The sequence below is a fragment of the Mucilaginibacter sp. GW821-FHT07H05 genome (assembly GCF_059418485.1).
Genome location: NZ_JBWKPY010000007.1, coordinates 121,610 through 142,128 on the forward strand (window position 1 = coordinate 121,610; position 20,519 = coordinate 142,128).

The 20,519-nt window shown below is 47.2% G+C and carries 12 protein-coding genes; 7 read left to right on the forward strand and 5 right to left on the reverse strand.

All coding sequences use genetic code 11. From position 1 onward, the window contains the following. A partial coding sequence (locus AC07M6_RS18960; RefSeq protein ID WP_494892154.1) for an MBG domain-containing protein occupies window positions 1-7,840 on the reverse strand: 7,840 nt, incomplete at its 3' end. Window positions 7,841-8,179: 339 nt separating this feature from the next. Then, window positions 8,180-8,821: a phage tail protein gene (locus tag AC07M6_RS18965; protein ID WP_494892156.1), complete on the reverse strand. Its 642-nt coding sequence runs from the start codon at window positions 8,819-8,821 to the stop codon at window positions 8,180-8,182. A 471-nt stretch (window positions 8,822-9,292) separates the two neighbouring features. On the opposite strand from AC07M6_RS18965, the gene AC07M6_RS18970 reads away from it, so the two are divergent. After that, window positions 9,293-10,543: a YdcF family protein gene (locus AC07M6_RS18970; protein ID WP_494892158.1), complete on the forward strand. Its 1,251-nt coding sequence runs from the start codon at window positions 9,293-9,295 to the stop codon at window positions 10,541-10,543. A 6-nt stretch (window positions 10,544-10,549) separates the two neighbouring features. On the opposite strand, the gene AC07M6_RS18975 is transcribed toward AC07M6_RS18970, so the two are convergent. Then, on the reverse strand, window positions 10,550-10,981 hold the full coding sequence (locus tag AC07M6_RS18975; protein WP_494892160.1) for a hypothetical protein: 432 nt from the start codon (window positions 10,979-10,981) through the stop codon (window positions 10,550-10,552). A 272-nt stretch (window positions 10,982-11,253) separates the two neighbouring features. Here AC07M6_RS18975 and AC07M6_RS18980 point away from each other — a divergent pair, with 272 nt between their 5' ends. Further along, window positions 11,254-13,074 carry a S8 family peptidase gene (locus AC07M6_RS18980; protein WP_494892161.1) on the forward strand — a complete coding sequence of 607 codons (1,821 nt, stop codon included), beginning with the start codon at window positions 11,254-11,256 and terminating at the stop codon, window positions 13,072-13,074. A 16-nt stretch (window positions 13,075-13,090) separates the two neighbouring features. Then, complete coding sequence (locus AC07M6_RS18985) at window positions 13,091-14,248, forward strand: ComEC/Rec2 family competence protein (protein WP_494892163.1); 1,158 nt, start codon at window positions 13,091-13,093, stop codon at window positions 14,246-14,248. 49 nt (window positions 14,249-14,297) lie between these two features. On the opposite strand, the gene AC07M6_RS18990 is transcribed toward AC07M6_RS18985, so the two are convergent. Further along, window positions 14,298-15,959, reverse strand: coding sequence for a glycoside hydrolase family 28 protein (locus AC07M6_RS18990; RefSeq protein ID WP_494892165.1), 1,662 nt, complete (start codon window positions 15,957-15,959; stop codon window positions 14,298-14,300). A 302-nt stretch (window positions 15,960-16,261) separates the two neighbouring features. Here AC07M6_RS18990 and AC07M6_RS18995 point away from each other — a divergent pair, with 302 nt between their 5' ends. From AC07M6_RS18995 to AC07M6_RS19010, 4 genes are all read left to right on the forward strand, one after another. Continuing rightward, window positions 16,262-16,663: a DUF5655 domain-containing protein gene (locus tag AC07M6_RS18995; protein WP_494892167.1), complete on the forward strand. Its 402-nt coding sequence runs from the start codon at window positions 16,262-16,264 to the stop codon at window positions 16,661-16,663. A 104-nt stretch (window positions 16,664-16,767) separates the two neighbouring features. Further along, complete coding sequence (locus tag AC07M6_RS19000; protein WP_494892168.1) at window positions 16,768-17,676, forward strand: VOC family protein; 909 nt, start codon at window positions 16,768-16,770, stop codon at window positions 17,674-17,676. 236 nt (window positions 17,677-17,912) lie between these two features. Beyond that, complete coding sequence (locus AC07M6_RS19005; protein ID WP_494892169.1) at window positions 17,913-18,353, forward strand: DUF1569 domain-containing protein; 441 nt, start codon at window positions 17,913-17,915, stop codon at window positions 18,351-18,353. Between the two features lie 170 nt (window positions 18,354-18,523). Continuing rightward, window positions 18,524-19,024: a DUF3859 domain-containing protein gene (locus AC07M6_RS19010; protein WP_494892171.1), complete on the forward strand. Its 501-nt coding sequence runs from the start codon at window positions 18,524-18,526 to the stop codon at window positions 19,022-19,024. Window positions 19,025-19,080: 56 nt separating this feature from the next. Here AC07M6_RS19010 and AC07M6_RS19015 read toward each other — a convergent pair whose 3' ends face one another. Further along, the gene (locus AC07M6_RS19015; RefSeq protein ID WP_494892172.1) at window positions 19,081-19,893 is read right to left on the reverse strand and encodes a 3-keto-disaccharide hydrolase; all 813 of its coding nucleotides are present in this window, start codon (window positions 19,891-19,893) and stop codon (window positions 19,081-19,083) included. Window positions 19,894-20,519: the final 626 nt, after the last annotated feature.

Sequence of the window (20,519 nt, forward strand, 5' to 3'; positions counted from 1 at the left end):
GATTAGTATAGGTCAGCGCCGGATCTGCATCGCCATAGGTTTTGTTCCTGGCAGCGGCCGTTACCGTGATGGCTTTAGTGCCGATGGTCAGGTTAGCGACGTTGTAGGTCAGCGTATAGTTGCTGCTCAATGCCAGTGTACCTTGTTTAATGGCGTAAGTACCTGCGTTCTCGCCAGCATCGCGGGTTAACGAACCGGTAAATGTTTCCGTACCCACCAATGGGGTATTAGTATAGGTCAGCGCCGGATCTGCATCGCCATAGGTTTTGTTTTTGGCTGCTGCTGTTACAGTAATGGCTTTAGCGCCGATAGCCAGGTTAGCACTGGTATAGGTCAGCGTATAATTGCTGCTTAATGCCATCGTACCTTGCTTGATGGCATAAGTACCTGCGTTCTCGCCGGCATCGCGGGTTAATGTACCGGTGAAAGCATCGGTCCCTACCAACGCGCCGGTGGTGATGTTATAGGTCAGGGCAGGGTCAACATCGCCATAGGTTTTATTTTTGGCGGCAGCAGTCACCGCGATGCTTGCCTTACTGATAATGATATCTCCGGCAACATAGCTGATGGTATAGTTCGATGGATCAAATGTCCCGCCTGTCGCGCCGCTTGCTGTTACCGAGCCCGTATAGGTTCCAACAGCCGCGGTAGCGCTGGCGCCGGTACTGTAAGCAATGGTCACACTGCCAATGGTCTCGCTATTAGCCAGCCCCGTCGATGTAAACCCGGTTGAGCCTGCGCCGCCGGTTAATTGCTGCCCATAAGTTTTGTTGCTATTATTTGCGGTTATGGTTAAAGCTTTAGGCTTCACAAAATCAACTACTGCTATATAGTTAATATGATAGTTGCTGGCCACAAAGCCGTTAGCGCCCATCGCGTTTGACGGTGCTATACCAAACGGAGTACCAACCGATGTGGTAGCACTGGCAGCCATTGGGTTAGGCGTAAGCGTAACACTGGTAATGGTTTCACCATTTTGCAGGCCGTCTGCACTGAAATTGCTGGTGCTGTTCGGTATAGTTGCTATGGCTGTTCCGTATTCTTTAGATGGATTAGTTGCAGCAATATTCAGCACGGCAGTATTAACGGTGATATCGCCTTTTGCGTAGGTGATGGTATAGTTAGCACCTACAAAGCCATTAGCACCCACCGCTGCCGATGGTGTAACCTGGCCGGTATAAGTATTCACCGCGCTATTAGCCGTAGCCCCGATACCGTAAGCTATAGTTACACTGGCTATACTTTCTGCACCTACCAAACCTGATGGAGTAAATGCAGTTGATCCGCTGCCACCGGTTAAGGTTTGTCCATAAGTTTTAGTAGCCGCGTTGGCGGTAATGGTTAATGCTTTAGTATTAACGGTTAATTGCTGCACCATGTCGGCCGCGGCGCTGTGTGTAGCGTCTGCAGCTTGCGATGCGGTGATATTGGCTGTACCAACCCCCACGATATGAACTTTACCGCTCACTATGGTAGCTACCGCTGTATTGCTTGATGCATAGGTAATAGCAGTACCGTTGTTGGTGCTGGTAGCGCCCGGGTCAAAATCAGCATCACCATAGGTTTTGGTCGCAGTAGACGCGAATATGATGGTTTGCGCGATACTTACCGCGAATGTGCCGGATGCTGATGATGCCGGGGCTAAATTGCCTGCCGCGTCTTTTGCTGTTCCGGAAGCTATGCTGATGCCTAATGTACCCGCTCCGCTTATCCCCGTAAGGGTAACTGTACGTGTGGTTCCCGTCCCGCTTATGCTGATACCTGTCGCGTCGGCTGTGCCTGTTTTATTCAGGCTGATGTTAGCCGAACTTAAAGTACTGGCATCAAAATTAGCATCGGCATAAGTTACGGTATAAGTAACCGGGCCGGTATTGGTAGCGCTCAGCGATGGATTGCCGATGCTGATAGTTGGCGCAGTTTTATCAAACGCCAAGGTTTGATGCGTGCCTGCTGCAGTAAATGCCTGGGTGCCGGAATTGCCTGCCAGATCGGTAATGGTTACCGAAAAATCTATCAGGCCTTCGGTATCACCGGCTACCATACTATAACTGGCTGTCCAATTGATCTGGTCGGTACTTGGGTTGGTGGCGGTTACGGTATGACCAGCTATGCTCACTACCGGTGTTTGCAGCTTTTCGTTAGCTTTAAAATTGAGAGTGATCAGGTCGCCTGTTTTAGCCCAGGCATTAATGGTATTGTTTGATACAAATGTACCGCTGGTTACATCAGGCGCGGTTCTGTCTATGTTATAGGTTTCACCCGCAAATGGGAGTGAGGTGCTGATGCCTGGGGTTAAGCCGGTAGTATTAGCCAGGTTCAGCGTCAAATCGCCCGATCCAGTCCCGGTATTTACGGTGATAATATAGCTGGTACCCGATCCGGTTACCGAAGTAACGCTTGCACCGCTTAACGTGCCGGTTGTAGTTAACGAAAAGTTGGTACTGGTTAAACCGGTTACCGCGGCAGCAAAGGTAGCGGTGTATTGTACCGAATTACCATTGGTTAAGGCAGCCGCGTTGCGTGTTATAGAAGTGATGGTGGTGTTTAAACTATTAGTGGCCTGTGTTTTAGGGTTGTTAGAACCTGATGGCGGCGAATATTTTTCGTACCCGGCTACGCCGTTATATTCTACCACTTTCACGGTGTAGTCTGTACTTGCACTAAGGCCGGTAATATTCACCGTTGTACCGGTGCCATTGTACACGCAATACCATCCGCTTGAGCCGATCTGTGTGCCCGAGCCAAATGCGGTGTTAGCCGTATAGGTGGTATTATTAACCGGCGATGGGCTTCCGCTGGATACTGCAGCGATGAATACCGCGCGTGATGTACCGGTGCCATTTGTCCAACTTGCAGTAAAGCCGCCAGTACCTACATTGCTGAATACAATATTAGTGGCCGGATTGGTTGGCGTGGTGAAATCGTTGATCAGGAATTTGGTGCTGTTGCCTGCATCCTGTACAAAGGTGTAGTTAGCTGCCGAAAGGCCTGACCCGTTAATGGCATAAGTGCCCGGTATGCTGGCTACTGTAGCAGGCGATGCCCAGGCTGCGGTGCCTGTTGTAGCCCCCGCCAGGTTTTCGCTATTTACAAAGCCGGTTACTGTACCTGTAAAGGTAGGGTTGGCATCGCCATAGGTTTTTGATGCCTGGGTAGCTACATAAGTTAAGGTAGCTTTGTCTACGGTTAAAGCAGTAGCGTTACCTGCGGCTTGTGTAAAGGTATAGTTAGTTGATGATAACCCTGAGCCGTTAATAGCGTAAGTTCCTGTTGGACTGCTTGTTGTTGCAGTTGAAGAGAACGCCAATATACCTGTCAGATCCGACACGCCCTGGCCGTTTACAAAGCCGGTTACATTACCTGTAAAAGTTGGGTTAGCAGAACCATAATTACGGTTTGCCGCGGTAGCTGTATAGGTAAGTACGGCTTTAGCCACATCGCTTGATGCTGTAGCAACAGTAGCATCGGTAGCGCCCGCGCTGCTTAATGTAATATTTCCCGAATAGGTCGCGGCCGGGGCGTTGGCTGCTAATCGTACATAAACTGTACCGCTGTATGCCCCTGCGGTTTGTGTTAAAGTTAATGTTGATGTATAAGTACCGCCCGATGTAGTTGATACCTCAAACCCGGTTGGTACGGTTACCGAAATATCAGCGCTTAAGTTACTGCCTGTAACCGTAAAGCTGGTTGGTGTGGCCGATGCGGTGCCGTAAGTGGTATTAACCGCGGCTAATGTTCCGCTTGTATTAACAGTTGGGGTAGCAATCGCGTTGATAGTTAAAGCGGTGGTGTTACCCGCAGCCTGCGTAAAGGTATAGTTGGTGGCCGAAAGCCCTGAACCATTAATAGGATAACTACCCGCCGGACTGCCAACCGTAGCTGTTGTAGCCCATACGGCTGTACCGGTTGTAGCGCCTGCCAGGTTCTCGCCATTAACAAAGCCGGTTACCGTGCCGCTAAAGGTTGGTTCGCTGGCGCCTATATTCCTTGATGCCGCGTTGGCCGTGTAAGTTAATACGGCTGCTGTTACGGTGCTGCTTGCCGTTGCTACTGTTTTATCGGTAGCGCCTGTACTGCTTAAAGTAATATTGCCTGTATAGGTTGCCACCGGGGCATTAGCAGCTAATCGTACATAAACAGTACCGCTGTATGCGCCGCCTGTTTGGGTTAAGGTTAATGTTGAAGCATATGTACCGGCCAGAGTGGTTGATACCTCAAAACCGCTTGGTACCGTTACAGAGATATCCGCGGTTAAGTTGGTGCCTGCCACCGTAAAGCTGGTTGGCGCAGCGGATGCTGTACCGTAAGTGGTATTTACTGCGGCTAATGTACCTGTTGGTGTAATGGTTGGAGTATTAGCTACTGTAGCCTGGCTACCAGCGGTGGAATTATCGCTGATGCTGCCACCGCTGTTAACGGCCCTTACCCTAAAATAATAAGTAGTACCGGCGGTTAAACCAGTTACAGCTTTAGGCGAACTGGCAACAGTAAGGTTATTGTAGCCCGTTACAAAACTCGAAAAATCACTGGCTGTTGATACATCCAGTCGGTAGCTGGTGGCACCGGACGGGGCGTTCCAGCTTAAGCTAAAGCCAACAGTACTTACAGCGGTTGGTGTATTAAGCGTCGGCGCTGCCGGGGCTGTGGTAAAAGTGAGGTCGCTGCCATAGCTTGTTCCGGCTGCATTTATGGCATAAGCCCTAAAATGATAAAGGGTATTGCTATTAAACCCGGTAACCTGTTGCGAAAACACACCCGTGCCTGTACCCATAGCCACTTTAGTATTGGCCGTTGTTGGGTTAGTACTTGTACCATATACTATGCCTCTGTCGGTCACCGCTATGGCACCATCGCTGGTTACATTACCGGCCAGTGTGGCTGTTGCAGATGCAATGGCACTGGCTGCCGTAGTAGTTACCGTAGGCGCAATAGCCTGTGTTAACGCAAACTCCGATGTATTATTCCCGGCATCGGTAGTTGTAGCTGATATATTAGTCAGCGTACCAGTATAAGTTTGCGAAAAGGTGCCATGTCCGGTCGCATCTGTAGTAACAGTAGCACTGCCCAGGTAAGTTTCGCCCTGGCCATAACCGCCCGGGCCTACTACCGAGTTACTAAACAACTCTACCGTATAAGTGGCCACGGCGGCTGTCATATCTATCGTACCGGCAATAGTTGTATTGCCGCTGGCATAGGTTACCGATGTGATCACCGGGAAATTAAGATAATTATTAGGCCCGGTGTCAATATCACCTGCATCGTTGGCGGTTACGCCATTATTATTCAGGTCGATACCCATTGATGCGTTATGATGGATACTGTTTTGGCTGATCTTATTACCGGTACTGGTATTTGGCCAAAGACTAATGCCCTTGGTTGTGTTATAGCTCACCGTGTTTAATAAAATGGTGTTGTTTGTAGGCGTGCCCGATGACGGCCTTACCATGATACCCGTTGCATTTGTCATCCCCGATTTACCTACAGTATTATATTGAATAGTTGTGTTATTTCCGTCCAAACCAATACCGCATATACTGGCACCAACTATTAAATTACCTTCGGCGGCGGTATTGCCACCAATGGTATTATTGCTTGAAGCTGTTGCGAGATAGATACCTATCTGCCCCGTTAAACCAACCGTACCGGTAATGTCCGTTCCGAAAAAATTACCGGCAACAACGGCATTTTGCCCGATTAAAGTCATATTGTAAGTTGCCCAGCCGCTAAATACATTTCTTTCAGCAACATCATTTGTTCCGTCGCCATCGGTTCCAATTAAAAGTGCGGCGGTACTTGCAGAAGTAAGGTTAGGGGCGGTGTTTTTTAGTGCCGCAGTGCCGGCCGCGTTAAGGCCCACAATGTTGCCTTGTATAGTAGCAGTGCCGGAGGTGGACTTGATATCGATACCGATACTGTTACCAGATATTACGTTGCCCGCACCCGCTGTATTTCCACCTATTAAGGTCCCTGCTCCGGTAGACAGGCCAATACCTGTTGTATTTGCAGCACCTGTAACCCCGTCTGGCTTAAGACCAATGTAACAGCCGGTTATCTTATTATTGCTACTGCCACCTACCAAAATACCAGTAGAAAATTTAGTTATAGAAAGTCCTTTTATCCAACTCCCGTCCGACCCTGCGGAAAATACAAATCCTGCAAATGCAGTGGAACCATCCGCCTGTACAACTGGTGCCGAGACATACCCCGGTTGGGATGTACCATCTATTGTTACTTTTTTAGTAAGGAATGGCAGCGCTGTTGCCGTGGTTATTACAAAAGGCGCTGTGCCTGGTATGTTGAATGTGATCACATATCCTGTACCCGCGCTTAAATTGGCTTGCGTTATGGCATCGCGCAACGAGCCGGTACCACTATCGTTAGTATTCACCACTACATATCCGGGCAGTATAGTTAACGCGGTAGCATTGCCAGCCGCCTGTGTAAACGAATAATTAGTTGCCGAAAGCCCTGAACCATTAATTGGGTAGCTGCCGCCTGCACTGGCACTGGTAGCCGTAGTGGTCCACACTGCCGTGCCGGTTGTTGCACTGGCCAGGTTTTCGCCATTTACAAAGCCTGTAACTGTACCGCTGAATGTCGGGTCAGTTGCCCCAACAGCCCGCGAAGCAGTATTGGCGGTGTAGGTTAACACCGCTTGTGTTACTGTGCTACTTGTTGTAGCCATTGTTTTATCGGTAGCGCCTGTACTGCTTAGTGTGATATTACCACTGTGGGCACCCGCTGTTGCATTGGCTGCTAAGCGTACATATACCGTACCGCTGTATGTGCCGCCGCTTTGCGTTAAGGTTAACGATGAGCTGTAAGTACCCGCAGCCGATGTTGATAGTTCAAAACCGCTTGGCGGGGTTAGGGTGATATCGTTGGTTAAACTGGCGCCCGTTACTGTAAAGCTGGTTGGTGTGGCTGTTGCTGTACCATAAGTAGTATTAACAGCGGCTAAAGTTCCTGTTGTAGTTATGACCGGGCCGCCAGCTGTTATACTAAACGCCGTTGGAAAATAAGTACCGTTAGTTGCCACGTCTAACGCGGTTGCACTTTGTGCCCAGTTGGCCCTGTTGCCAATTAATGTTAATAGTTGCGATTTTGTACCGGTGTAACCGTATGTTTTTCCATTATAAACCCAATTATGATTGGTGCTTTGCCCCGTAAACGCGATAGCGGTTGCCGCGTTCGAGTTGGTAGAATTGGTAAGCCCGGTAGGCAATTGTGAGTCGCGGTTGCTGACTATCGAACCTGTTTGCCAGTCGGTAGTAGTATTGGGTGATCCGTTGGCTGATGAAGAGTTAAAGCCATAAATAAATGTTGGCGAAGCCTCGGTACCCTGAAAAACGATCATTTCATCGCCATTGTTTGAAAAAACGGCGGCCGACCACCCTGTATAGGTCATGCTACCATTAGGGAAACCGGAAACATCCGGGCTGGCACCGCTTAAAGTTACGGTGACAATGGTACCGGCATTAACGGTTGCCCCTACGGTCCAGGTAAGGGTACCCTCCGAGGTTAAGGTGTTGAACCCTGTGCCGGTCCAGCCTTTATCCGTAAAATTAATAACCGTGCCCGGGTTTAGCGTAACCAGTGTAACAAAGGAAAACTTTAAGTTGCTAATATTGAAGCCGATGACAGCGATATCACCTGCTGTTAAAACAGTAGGATTAACAGGCGACTGCGTTTTGCCTTCTTTTAAAAGTTTGTTTGCGGTTTTATTGTAATTAGCCGCTATTTCCCGGTAACGCGTCGCTGGTTTAAGGCCTGCCTGGGCAAAAACATTGTTAAAAACAAAGGAGAGTAAGATACTTATAGCAAGTAAATTTTTTTTCATTGTGGGGCTTGGTCAAAAGGAAAAATTAATTAGTGCATCGGTTTAGTAAACCTTGCCCTGTGTTAACTAATAAGCACATGGTTTTTCTACCCGGTATTTTTGTACTAAATATTAAAAAAAAGCGGCACCGAAAAAGGTGAGTGGTGATGAGTGCCTATTATATGGGTACGAAACGGCTTTTTATGGGGATGAACCTAAAAACCTTTTAAGTATAAGCAACGTTTATGTGCACAAACACTTAACCAAACCGAAATAGCGCTGTGGCGGGGTACGCCGATCATTAAAGAAAAAGCAAATAGAAAAGCGGCATAATGCCGCCTTTCTATCACTTTACCAGGCTTATTCTGGCCTTGGCGGATATATGCCTTTTAAAGCGATGATAAAATTAATATTCAGGTAAGGTTGCACCACGGCTAACGGTAACGGTTTAGCTATCCCCCCGCCAGGCTGAACTGCACCACTGATATTTGATATGGTAAGGTTTATATCACTTACCGAACCTGTGGCTGCAGCCAACGGACTTAATGTGGGCGATGATGCCGGGCTGGTAAATGGTGTAGCGTTGGCTGTACTGTCGCCCGATATATAATTCCCTCCGGGCAATGGCTTGTCGCCCAGGCTATCTACGCCATTAATAGTTACTGTGGCTGTACCTGATGCCGTGGCACTTCCGGTTGGAGATAAAACATGTGAATGCAAAGGCAAATTATCGCTGGTAATAACTGCTGTTTGGAACGCCCCGCCGTGTTGGGCTAATGGGTGGGACATACCTTGCGCATCGATACCCGCGCCCAACGGAAAGCGGCCCCTAAGGTCGGGCAGGTTAAAATTAGTAGTGTTGCCACCATACATGTTCCCAATTAACGAGTATAGCGCCTGGTATTGGTTTACAGGGATCGCCTGGCCCAGGCAAAACGCGTAGCCATCCGGCGCCCATGGGAGGGGCCACATAAAAATGGTCCCGATAAAAGCATCATCCATAATAAAAAAGATTTAAATTGTTTATAAAATTGATTAGTTAAAGCGTTTATTGTTGATTACACCTATTTTACAATGGCCTATCATCATACTTATTTAAGCTTATAAAGCGTAGTCCATTTATACTTTCGGCAAGGCGTATTTGTGCTGGCATGTAATAAGGATTTAAGATCTCGCAAACTGGCCGATGCCGTTTGCTTATATAAATGTTAGCACAAACAAAACATGTTTAGAACCAATGTGTACGAGTCTGGTATTTTTTGGTGATCAAAGGTTTTTTTTTGATGATGAAATAAAATGATGAATTTTTTTGAGGTACCTGCCTGCTAATTATTATAGTTGCTTCATCGGATTTAAATCGGTGAAGATTTTTTTTATCCCGGACTAATTTGGGTTAAGTTTGTATATAAATGCCACAAAAAGGTTAACCTGCAATTCATATTGTATCGGTTTTTTTGTAAGGCAGACCCCTTTATGAAAAAAAGCATACTCTTCCTTTTGGCTGTGTTGGCCGGTTTCCATCTCAGCGCGCAGGCGCCGGTCTCCAATTCATTTAATAAGCTGATGCCCAGCGGCAACTGGGTACAAGCCAAAAATTATTACCTGCTTACTTTATTGCAGCAAGATAAAACCGTTAGCGCTCAACTGAAAAACGATGCCGAACTGTTTAAATTGACTCAAAAAAAACTGTCGGATTTAAGCTCGTCTATTACCGATTGCAAGGATGCCGCCTGCTTTACCGATAGGGTGAAGTTTAACGACGACGAAATTAAGCTGGTCAGCACCAAACTCATCCAACTTTGCAGGCCCGGTAGCGCTTTAGAACAATTGGTTAAAACAAAGCTTATTCCATCTTATGCGTACAGTCTATATCAAAACATCTCTCCGGCCCAGCTTTTAGTAAAAGCCTGGGAGCAGGATGCAGCCGGGATTAATTACACCATCAGTGTATACGCCGATGGTAAAAAGCCAAACTATCCCTTAATCGATTCTATTAGTTTTAATACTAAAAACAAGCGGTATTGGATATTGCTGTACGATACCAATTCGGCTTTAATAGGTGAGGTTAAACAGGCGAAACTATTTTTTGAGCCCGCCATGCAGGCCACATTGCTGTACCTGCAAATGAATGAACGGGAAGATGCCGCTTATTACGAACCGATGATCTCGACCGTCAACAAAGCTGCGGCCGATCGTATCAAAGTCACCAACTGGGGCAAATATCCCTATACCGTTATCCTGATACCGGGTGCCGGTCCTGATGACCCGGCTACCGCCCTAAGCGCCGAAGGGATGTTACGCTGCCGCCTGGCCGCGCAGGCCTACCGCCAGGGTAAAGCGCCTTACCTGATGCCATCGGGTGGTAAGGTGCACCCCTACAAAACCAAGTTTTGCGAGGCCGAAGAAATGAAAACCTATATGGTGCAGGTTTTGCACGTGCCGGCTTATGCCATTATCATGGAGCCACATGCCCGCCACACCACTACCAATATGCGTAATGGGGTAAGGCTTATGTATCGGTATGGTATTCCCACAAATAAACCCGGACTGGTCATTACCGATAAATCACAAACTGATGCCATCATCGCTATGGCGCCACGCTGCGAAAGGGAGTTAAAATATGTGCCTTATCAATTAGGTAAGCGCCTTTCCGAAACCGAACTGGAGTTTTTTGCCGTACCCAAAGCAATGCAGATCAATCCTTACGAGCCGCTCGACCCTTAATATAATTTAATTTTCACTTGTAACCTCAACTCCATATCGTATTGCCGCTTCAAGTATATCAATGTTTATATCTTTTAGCGTTTTAAACTTAATGCAATACCCGGTCACGCTTGCCTTACCTATTTCTTTTCCATACGTTTGGGCCAGGTAGGTTTTATTTTTAATACCCAGGATATAGACAGAGATTCCGGTTGTGTTGGCGCTCAAACCAATTTGAAAAAAATCCCTGGTCTTTCCGTCAGCATATTTTATGGTGTAAAACCCATAACCTATATTAGGATTACTAACAGCTTTATTTTCGCTGTTTTTACCATTGTCAAACCATAATTTACACCCTGGCAAAACTTGAAGTATACGATGATGCAACACTTGCATATCATTACGCTTTGGTTCGGGCTGGCTGGTAATATATGTTGCGATCTGTTCTGGTATGTTCATCTGAGTACTAAATGATTGGGGTGTTTAATTGCCTTTTTCAAATTTCGCTTTATTTTTAGTCATACACTAATTCATTTCTTTTACCTTCCTTCGTAAGTGCTTCCCAATTTCTTTGGTTCATTAAACGTTCAGCACTCCCTGATTTTACGATCTGGCTTTTTTGGAATATAGACGCTATTTTCCCTAACCTATTGCATTATCATGTTTTGATTTATATATATTATTTACTTATTTTAGAGCAATTAAACCTATTTCCACTTATCCATATCCTTATGATCCTCGACGCCCGACTGATCGAAATGCTCATTTTTAAAAAGCACCAGCAAACGCAACGCTTTACCCAGGATTCGCCGGTATACCCGGATGTGTGGCTGGATTATTTTGAGCACCGGCAGGAACTGCGTACTTATCGTGCGGACCTGATCTTTACACCGCATGTTAAATCCTCGGCAGCCGAACTTTTCCAGGCTTTGGTAAATTTAAATGGTAAAGGAATAGCGGTTCACGATATACTCGATTGGGAGATCGCTACGAATGGGGAAACGGTGGTGGCCAAACTCACGCTGGAGGAATTGGTGACTATCGCTTTGCCGATGACGAAATGGTGGCAGCAATATCTTTTTGCTAAGACGGATAAGAATGGTAATGTGGCCTGGCTGCGCCAATTGATTGGGGCTTTATTGTATAGTAGCTTATACGTGAATGATTTGGAAAACCAACCGGTGGAATACTGGCTGCCGCGTTTCGACGCTATCTACCAGGATTTTTTTGCCAAGCTCCCTATGACCAACAAAGCCGGGCCTGTTACGCTCTGGTCGGTCAACCGTAACCGGACAGCGACGATATCGATCGAAAAATCGGTGCCGGCAACAAAGGCGGACGCCGGAAGGCGCTTATTTGATATTGATGGCAGTAACATTGCCTGGGTGGTCATGGATTCCGGGATCGACGCGCGTCATAGTGCCTTCCGTAAAACAGACCCGGCTACGGGCAAACCTTTTACAGGCGCAATGGGTGCCAAAAATGATCCTTCTTCTAACCGTACCCGGGTGACGGCCACTTACGATTTTACAAATTTCAGGCAGGTGCTAACCGATACTTTTAATAAGTCGTACCGGGACAGGAATAAAAGCGTGGAAAACATCGTGGTGACCTCAAGCACAAAAACCGATGAAGGAATGAGCCAGATGGAGATCAACCGTTACCTGGCAGATATCGATCATGATCTGCAATACGGACGTCAGCTGGACTGGTCGGTGATAGCCCCTTTGCTGCGGATCCCGCATAATAATAGCGAATACCTTCCGCCGCAGCATCCGCATGGTACGCACGTGGCCGGTATCCTTGGGGCAAACTATAAGACAGCAAACGGTACAGGTTCGATGATCGGGATGTGTCCCGGGATCGAGCTCTACGATATCCGGGTGATGGGCGCTGACGGTACGGCGCAGGAGTTCAATATTCTGGCAGCCATCCTGTTTGTCCGTTGGCTCAATAATCAAAAGGATACGCTAACGGTACAAGGTGTTAATATGAGTTTTTCCATGACCCATGATGTAGCCAGTTATGCCTGCGGGCAAACCCCGGTCTGTGTTGCCTGTGAACGCCTGGTTGCCGAAGGGACGGTGGTGGTAACTGTTGCGGGCAATCAGGGGCAGTCCTACTTTCAGGGCTTGGACGGTAGTTTAGCCCAGGGTTTCAGGATGGTGAATATTACCGATCCGGGTAATGCGGAAAAAGTGATCACAGTGGGCGCAACGCACCGCAACCAACCCCATGCCTACGGGGTTTCTTATTTTTCGAGTAAGGGGCCAACCGGTGACGGGCGGGTAAAGCCAGATCTGGTGGCGCCCGGCGAAAAGATAGTGTCAGTGAGCCCCGACGAGGGTGATGCCCGGATGGACGGTACTTCGATGGCCGCCCCCCATGTATCGGGTGCGGCTGCACTGATATTGGCCAAGCACCGTGAACTGATCGGCAAGCCGGAAGCTGTTAAGCAGATCTTATGCCGTACGGCGACGGATCTGGGGCGTGAAAAGTATTTTCAGGGTTGCGGTATGATCGACGTGCTGCGAGCTATTCAATCAGTATAAACCTTACACATTAGATATGATTTTTTCCTTAGAAGCACTTCAGGCCAAGCAAGGCGACTGCCTGATCCTACATTATGGTAAACCTGAGGCACCCGGCCTCATCGTGATTGATGGCGGGCCTGCGGGTGTTTATAACCAGTTCCTGAAAGGGCGGCTCGGTGCAATCCGGCAGAGCCTGGTCGGTGCAGATCCGTTGCCGGTGAAAATGGTCATGGTCAGCCATGCGGACGACGATCATATCAACGGCATCCTGAGTATGACCAATGACCTGGTTGGCGAGATGGAAGACCAAAAGCCCGTTTCGCTCAAGGTCGATAATTTCTGGTTCAATAGTTTTGATGATATTATCGGCAACGAGGAGGTGGTGGCTGCGGCTATGTCTAAAACAGCCCCGGCGGATGCGGACAGCCATGCAGTAGCGGTAATCGCCTCTACGGGACAGGGCCGCAATATCCGCGATAACGCCAAAAAATTGGGTTGGGTGGTCAATTCCCCATTTACTGCTTTAACCGGCTCAAACGCAGTATTGGTCCGCGGAGATACCAACCGTTCCAAGGTGACTTTGGGCGACCTGAAACTGACCGTGCTGCACCCGGATGAGCAGCGGCTGAAAGACCTGCAAGTGCAATGGGATAAGGACCTGAAGAAAGCGAAACAGGCAGGGGATACCAGTGTGATGGTGGCGGCTTTGACGGTGGGCGATGATACTTCGCCATTTAATTTATCGAGCATCGTCTGTATGGCGGAGTTTAGCGGCAAGCGCTTGTTGCTGACCGGCGACGGCCGTTGCGACGATATTTACGCGGGCCTAAAACAAAACGGTTTTCTGGATGCAGGCGGCAAAGTTCATGTAGATGTACTAAAAATGCCGCACCATGGCAGTTTCCATAATATGAATACGGATTTCCTGGACAAGGTAACGGCGGACCATTACGTGATCTCGGCGAGCGGTAAGTACAGTAACCCGGATCAGGAGACGCTGAATATGATGGCTGCGCATGTAAAAAAAGGTACGCTCCATGTAACCAATCACGACGGGGAATTGGGGCTCAAGGCGAAGTTGGATGGTTTTGTAACGCATTTAGCTTCGATAGGCTCATCCCTGAAGGTTACTTTTCGCGATACGGCGAAACCATCGCTGGTGATCAACCTGCTGGACAAACTGCCCTATTAAAATGCATAACTATCGAAAAGATCGACCTTGAAAATCTGATCAGGGCGGTCTATTCGCGCAATTTTACAGTGGCTTTAGCAGCTCCGGCCGCGAATGATAAAGGGACGGCGGCTTTTGAAATATCGCCGCCGTCAATTTTAATATTACTGCACGCAGCGCCTTCAACGCTCATAAAAACAGCCGCCGGGCTCAGCACACGCATGGCTGTTAATAAAACATCCTGTGTATCGATCATCCGCAGCACCGATTCGGCATCTTTATTACCCTGGGCGCTTAATCCAAAAACCGCGGCATCAGTCACCTGGTCAAAAACCATGGCGGGCCTCAGCTCGGGTGTGGCAACTTCAAACCTGACATTGTTCATAGTAAGGCCTTTGATATGACGCGCATATAAACCATAAGCCGGAAAAACCCCGTCGGCATAATATTCGCCCGCGTTTTTGGGTACATTCCGCACGGCTGCATCTTCGGCTGTGCCCCCTCCGGCAAAGGTGATATGGACATCGTTAAAGCTGATATTCTCGAGCAAAAAGCCTTCGGCGCCATTAATGGCTATGCACGATTTAATTTCGCCGGGGTTATAATTGCTGGTAAACTGAGCATCGGCAAGCTGAACCGGAACAACCACATTGGCATGAATCCCATTGAAAGAAATATTACGGGCAGTACCCGGATTGTCTACCGAACCCATGCCTATTGATATCGGGCCGGTTACCTTATGCATCACCAGGTTGGAGAACGAAATATTCTCCATCCGCGAGTGGCGTTCGCAGCGCATTTTTATAGGGCAGCCGTAAGCTTCAAAAATAATACAATTAGAGATACTTATGTTTTCGGCCACGCCTCCGCCGAACCGGAATACCGACCAGCGCGTACTGAACGTACAATTGGTAATCGTAATAAACTTGCAACTGCCAAACAGCGCGCAGGCATCATCCTGCGATTGTACATCGCAGTTAACCATGTGCACATATTGGCAACTGATAAAATGAAAGCCATCATTATTATTAATCACCCGGCCATGGATATGGATCCCATCAAGCTTTACATAACTGCTTTGAATAATGCGTACAGAATGATAGGCACAGTCTTTCAGAAAAATATCATTAACAGTAAGGTTTTGACACTGGTAAAAAAGCAGATGATAGGGGCGGCGATTACCAGTGATGCCGGCCGGAGATGGCGCGCCCTTTGTAGGGCTGCGGAACTGCGCGCCCTGCCCATCGATAGTGCCCGGGCCTTCAATGCGGATGTTATTGGCTTTTACAGCAAATAGCAAGCCTACATTGCCATCATTTAAAGTGGTATCGCCGGTGAGCGGTATGGCTGCGGCAGCATAATATTGCTTGCCATCGGCACTGCCTAATAGTTTACCCTGGGGGGCTATGTGCAGGGTAACGTTGCTTTTCAGTTCAACCGTTCCGATAATAAATACCCCGGCCGGAACCAGTACGGTGCCGCCCTGATCTTTATTGCAGGCATCAATAGCAGCTTGCAACGCTTTGGTATCAAGCGTCACGCCGTCGCCTTTGGCGCCATAATCAAAGATATTGTAAATGCGGGCACCCAACAGGGGATCGACTTTTGGGGTATGTGCTGTTTGCGCCTGTAAATAAGAGGGCGTAGCGGCAAGCAGGCCGGCACCTACAGAGGCTGTCGCGGCTGTTTTTAACCAGTTGCGCCTTGAAAAATTATCGTCGGGAGTTTCCATCGTTTATGAGCTAATAAAAAATAATGTTTCTTAAGGCCTGTTATGCACGTATAACCTGCTGTAATTGGTAATTAAGGGTATCGGCCGACATCAAAATTACATTTATATTGCCGGGAGGATTGCCGGTTTTTAACTAAACATTCAGCGCGATTGCCATTTGTTGCGGGGCTGATTCAATCGTCTGCGAAATTCGGTAACCATCATTTTGTTAAGGACCTTGTCCGTTCTTTAAACTACCTTCAAAATAACAATTTGCGGCTGCGATTTTATTTTTGAGGATCTAAACCCTAACTTCATGGCTTATGAGCTGGATCTGTCCGAAATGTGAGCGGGAACTCCCCAAACCCGAGCAAAGGCATTATTGCGCGCGGGTAAGCCTGGACAGCTTGTTCCTGGGCCGGCCGCCGGAACTGGTGCTGGTATTTGATAAGCTATTGGCGGAGGTTGCGAATTGGGAGGGCGTGCTGGTTGGTACCACCCCGAACTGCATCGTTTTCACCCGGCGACTGACCTTTCTGGTGATCCGGCCGATGAAGAAGGAGTTGGATATAAAGTTTTATTCTAAAGTACCGCACCCGGAGAAACCAGTGCTGAAAAGTGTGGCTTTGGGCAATAAGTTTGAAAACCATATCCGGATTGCACTGTTAGATGATTTACGGCCGGCGCTGTTTACTTACCTGCGGGCGTCTTATGACCTGTTATAGTTATTTGTCGCAATTACCCCCTTGAAATGTCCTGAACATGCCTGACGCGCCCCTGCGTTTTAGCATTATTTTTGATCAATAATTTACACTAAAATCATTTACCTATGTTACCCATCAAACCACATATCTGGTTCGACCAGGATAAGGCCAAAGAGGCAGCCGAATTTTATGCAACCTTAATGCCCGATTCGGCCTTAAGCTATGTGAATCATTTCTCTATGCCTGGCGGCGGCGAATGCGAAATAGTTGAATTTACCCTGGCGGGCCAACCGTTCCTGGGCATAAGCGCCGGGCGCGGGTTAAAGATCAGCCCTGCCATATCTTTTATGATTAATTTCGATCTCTCACGCGATCCGGATGCAGCCCGGCACATTGACGAAGTTTGGAACAAGCTGTTAGAAAACGGAACGGTAATGATGCCGCTTGACCGCTATCCCTTCAGCGAACGCTATGGCTGGGTGAGCGATAAATACGGCGTATCCTGGCAGTTGATCCTGACTAACCCGGATGGCGAAGAAAAACCGGTGATCGTTCCATCGTTGATGTATACGGGCGACGTGGCCGGCAAAGCCGATGAAGCCATTGATTTTTACTGTTCGGTATTTAAAGATAGTAGACGTGGTATTACGGCGCCGCGCCCGCAGGATATGGGCCCCGACAAAGAAGGTACGCTGATGTTCGCTGATTTTTACGTCGACCGTACCTGGCTGGCGGCTATGGATAGCGCGCACCCGCATGGTTTTAATTTTAACGACGCGGTATCGCTGCTGATCTCTTGCGAAACTCAGGAAGAGATCGATTACCACTGGTCGGCGCTTTCGGCCGGCGGCGAACCGGGACAGTGCGGCTGGCTGAAAGATAAATACGGCGTATCCTGGCAGGTGACATCAACAGTAATGTTAGCGGCTATGAAAAATGGGAGCCCCGAACAGATAGCGCGTGTTACGCAAGCTTTTATGACCATGAAGAAAGTTGATGTTGCGGCATTGCAACAGGCTTACGATGGGCGATAAACACGATTATTAACAGGTGTTTTATTAAAAGAGCGGCGGAAGCCGCGGATCATTCAAAAAGTGGGGTGAAAGCTGCACATTTAGCGCGTAATTTATAAAAAGCCGTTCCTTCGCAAGATGAGCGGCTTTTTCCGTTATTATAAAAGCTATTGTCGCATTTGCCCGCTTATTTGTCTGGATACGCCTCCCGCAAAATTAATTTCGATAGGTAATTTTGATGAGTATATATTAAAACAATGGAAACAATAACCGACAAACTAATTGCAGACCAACTCATTAACCGCATAAATGCACTGGACGAAAACAGCAGACCACAATGGGGCAAAATGAACACGTACCAAATGTTGAGGCATTTGATTATGTGGGAAGAAATGGCAATGGGCAAAACGCTGTATAAGCAATCGTTTATTGGGCGTTTATTTGGGAAATTGGCTTTGAAGGATATACTGAAAGATGGCCCCCTGAAACCAAACCTGCCAACTGCTCCCGGCTTTAAAATTAGCGGGGACGGGGATATCGCCGCCGAAAAAATACAACTAATCGGGTTAATTAAATCTCATTTGCAATACGCCGGCCAGGGATTTTTTCATCCTTTTTTTGGAGAACTTACCCCCGAACAGGCAGGCCACATCGCTTACAAACATACCGACCATCATTTGCGCCAGTTTGGGGTTTGAAGAATGGAAGTTGATAAGGCATGCATACGTCAGCAACGGTGATTGTATTTTGCGCCGATGGAAAAATATTTTTTAATTTTTTATGAAAGGTGAAAAATGTGCACTAATTATACAAAACCAAAATCGGTAAACTATATCATTAATTGTTATATCACATTCAACCTTATTAAATGAAAAAATCAATCCAGTTAACTATGTTGTTTTTATTGCTTGGCGTATATATAAAAGTAAATGCCCAGCAAACCAAACCTGCGTTTAAATTCTCTGAATTAAATTATGGCATGTACGCATCGCAAACAGGTGAAACACAAAAGATGGACGAATCACCGTCCGGCGACCATAGGGTTGTTATTAAGCAGGTTTTACTTAAAAAGACAGAAAAAATACCGGCAAAAATTGGCAGCGATTTTGGGACGGAATACAAATTAGTTAGTAATAGTAGTGATACCGTAACTTTACAACTGGAGTGGATCTTCCCGCATACGATAATCGATCCGGTTAAAAAAGCCAGCTTTAAAAGTATTAAATATGCTATTGATCTTCCTCTTAATGCAACCAATGGCAGCACCTATTCTTTGGATAACGACTTTGAAGTAGTAAAAGGCACCTGGCAATTAAATATTTATTACGAGGACAAAATTATCTATTCGAAGAAATTTGAATTGTATTGATGTGTATGCTACTTAAATAACAATTAATACTAATCCAACCTTAAATATTTTTAGCCTTAATGTTCGGACTTTGGTAATTGTTTGATCTCGATATTTCTGAAATCCACAGGCTGGCCCTCACTTTGCAGGGCTATGAAGCCGCTGCTTAATAATTTGCCGTCCTGTTTGTATTTAGGATCGTAGCCATTGGCCACGCCGCCGCCAATGGTTGGCTTGGAGTACTGCAGCACGGTATCGCCGTTGATAATATGGGTAATGAGTTTGTTCCCTTCCACAATCAGCTCGCCTTTTACCCACTGGTCGCCATCGTAGGTTTTTGAGGTAGAATTGATACAATGATCGGGCGAAACCCGGCCCTTATAAACAACATCGGTACCCGGCGAACACATATTGCCCGTTGGCCTGGGTTTACCATCGCCAAGGCCACCTAATAACTGCATCTCAATAGATATGGGCCAGTCCTGGTCCTTCAGCATGGTCCGCGGGTCCTGCGAGTGAAACATCACGCCGCTGTTAAGCAGGGTATAGGAAGGCGCGCCCTGTTGCTGCTTACCCACAAAGCGGTACTCGAACCGCAGCTTATAGTATGAATAGGGTGTTTTATAATACAGGTGACCGAATTGATTGTTAAAATCGCCGTACTGATCATACCTGATCTTGATGATCCCATCTTCTACCCGGAAAGTATTCCCATAGTTTTCGCCAACCTCGTAGTGATTGATCTTCACGAACCAATCTTTAATGTCTTTCCCGTTAAATAGCTTCTTCCAGCCCTTTTCGGCATCGTTGTTACCGGTTCCATTTTTAAACGCGGCAAATGCAAGCAGCACGGCGAAGCCAGGGATTAAAAGATAACGGGACTTTTTCATAGCAGGTAATGATAGCGGTTTTGAATATGGATAAACAAATATACTATATAGATGGATAGCATTTGAGGGTTAAATGGAATAAGGACAGGCCCGCCCTGCATACCACAAGGACGGGCGCTTGTGGTAGCGGGGAGGGTTAACATAACTTAACATAATTTAGGAATTATTTTTTACAACTAATTGATAATTAATTATTTACAAGTTTTTAGGGCTGAAATGTGTTAACCCTAAAAAACGACCTGATTTTGCTCAGGATAAATGTGGCTGAACGTTGCTATCTATGATATTGTAACTGCTCTGTTTACCGGGGATTGCTTCGTTCCTCGCAATGACGTGTTTGTTTTTTGATTCCCCTCTTGAGAGGGGGCGTGTTGGAAAGTGTAGTGGCAGGGGTGTGTCCTAACCGGATTGCATATCGCCGAAAGGACACACCCCTCCACCCCTCTCAAGAGGGGAATCGTACAAGCCCGCTTCCCCAGTTATCCAAGCCTTTAAAGTCCCGGCGGAATTTGATAACTCAGCAATGAAGCGCCATCATAAACGCCTATTTAAACAACAAAAGCTTATCATGCGGAAGCTATCTAAATAATATGGATATTTGTAAACCCGATTGATAACTCGTAAAC

Excerpts from the sequence above, each read along its gene's own strand:
- AC07M6_RS18965 (WP_494892156.1), bottom strand. The coding sequence starts at position 8,821 with ATGGATGATGCTTTTATCGGGACCATTTTTATGTGGCCCCTCCCATGG.
- AC07M6_RS18970 (WP_494892158.1), top strand. The coding sequence starts at position 9,293 with ATGAAAAAAAGCATACTCTTCCTTTTGGCTGTGTTGGCCGGTTTCCAT.
- AC07M6_RS18975 (WP_494892160.1), bottom strand. The coding sequence starts at position 10,981 with ATGAACATACCAGAACAGATCGCAACATATATTACCAGCCAGCCCGAA.
- AC07M6_RS18980 (WP_494892161.1), top strand. The coding sequence starts at position 11,254 with ATGATCCTCGACGCCCGACTGATCGAAATGCTCATTTTTAAAAAGCAC.
- AC07M6_RS18985 (WP_494892163.1), top strand. The coding sequence starts at position 13,091 with ATGATTTTTTCCTTAGAAGCACTTCAGGCCAAGCAAGGCGACTGCCTG.
- AC07M6_RS18990 (WP_494892165.1), bottom strand. The coding sequence starts at position 15,959 with ATGGAAACTCCCGACGATAATTTTTCAAGGCGCAACTGGTTAAAAACA.
- AC07M6_RS18995 (WP_494892167.1), top strand. The coding sequence starts at position 16,262 with ATGAGCTGGATCTGTCCGAAATGTGAGCGGGAACTCCCCAAACCCGAG.
- AC07M6_RS19000 (WP_494892168.1), top strand. The coding sequence starts at position 16,768 with ATGTTACCCATCAAACCACATATCTGGTTCGACCAGGATAAGGCCAAA.
- AC07M6_RS19005 (WP_494892169.1), top strand. The coding sequence starts at position 17,913 with ATGGAAACAATAACCGACAAACTAATTGCAGACCAACTCATTAACCGC.
- AC07M6_RS19010 (WP_494892171.1), top strand. The coding sequence starts at position 18,524 with ATGAAAAAATCAATCCAGTTAACTATGTTGTTTTTATTGCTTGGCGTA.
- AC07M6_RS19015 (WP_494892172.1), bottom strand. The coding sequence starts at position 19,893 with ATGAAAAAGTCCCGTTATCTTTTAATCCCTGGCTTCGCCGTGCTGCTT.